This is a genomic window from Nonomuraea sp. 3N208 (assembly GCF_052245935.1).
GTDB lineage: Bacteria > Actinomycetota > Actinomycetes > Streptosporangiales > Streptosporangiaceae > Nonomuraea.
The window spans coordinates 1-905 of the sequence record NZ_JBQQBR010000176.1; the positions used below are offsets into that span (position 1 = coordinate 1).

The 905-nt window shown below is 69.5% G+C and carries 1 protein-coding gene and 1 pseudogene; both read right to left on the reverse strand.

What is annotated here, in order from left to right:
- A pseudogene (locus tag ACTWPT_RS60090) lies at positions 1–420 on the reverse strand (IS3-like element IS1141 family transposase); the annotation flags it as partial.
- A complete protein-coding gene (locus tag ACTWPT_RS60095) occupies positions 417–827 on the reverse strand; it encodes a transposase (RefSeq protein WP_443186496.1) in 411 nt (136 codons plus the stop codon). The pseudogene ACTWPT_RS60090 and the gene ACTWPT_RS60095, both read right to left, overlap by 4 nt.
- Between the last annotated feature and the right edge of the window lie 78 nt (positions 828–905).

The window sequence follows — 905 nt, forward strand, 5'->3', positions numbered from 1 at the left end:
CCAGGCCCACACGCGGTTGGGGGCATCGGCGAACAGCTCGGGGATGGTCTTGGGCGGGTGGGTGGCCTGACGGCGCCGATCCCGGCCGACCTCGTCGTGCCGGCGCAGGATCCGGTACATCGTTGATTCCGAGGCCAGGTAGAGGCCCTCATCCAGCAGGGAGAAGTACGCCGTCGCCGGGGAGGCGTCGGCGAACCGCTCGTTCAGCACCGCGCGGACGTGGTCGCGCTCGGCCTGCGACAGTGCGGCCGGGTGCGGCTTTCGGGGCGTGACGGGCCGGACCGGGGCGGGGCTCTGGCGGTTCTTGCGATACCAGGTGGCCTGCGATACCCCGACCGCCGCGCATGCGTTGCGACGCCCGAGCAGCGGGGCCAGTTCGGTGATTGCCTCAGCCTGGGCCGTCTGGATGACCCCGGTCACTGCTCGCCCCGATCCGGCGGGGTCTCGCTGCTGGTGGCGAGCTGATCCAGCAACGCGAAGAGCTTTCCCTGCACCTCGATCACCTGGCGGGTCTTGCCGAGCTCGGCGCGTAGCCGCTCGACCTCCGCCTGCAGCGCGTCGATCTTCTTGTCCCGCGGGTCGGCCTTCGGGCGGCCGGCCGGGCGGGCCAGCGCCTCGGCGGCGCCGTGGTCCCGCGCGGTCCGCCAACTGGAGATCAGTGAGGAGTACAGGCCTTCCCGGCGCATCAACGCGCCCTTGCCGGCCTTGTCCAGCCGGTCGTACTCCTCCAGGATCCGGGCCTTATAGGCGGCGGTGTAGCGGCGAGCGCCGGCTCGCTCGCGTACATGTGGGTCAGGGATCTCGGGATCCTGTTCACTTGCTCCCACGAAGGGATGTCTCCTTCCCCACCCTCAGCACAGAGTTTTGTACCTGTTTGCTACCTCTGTCTATTTTGGCAGGGAGGG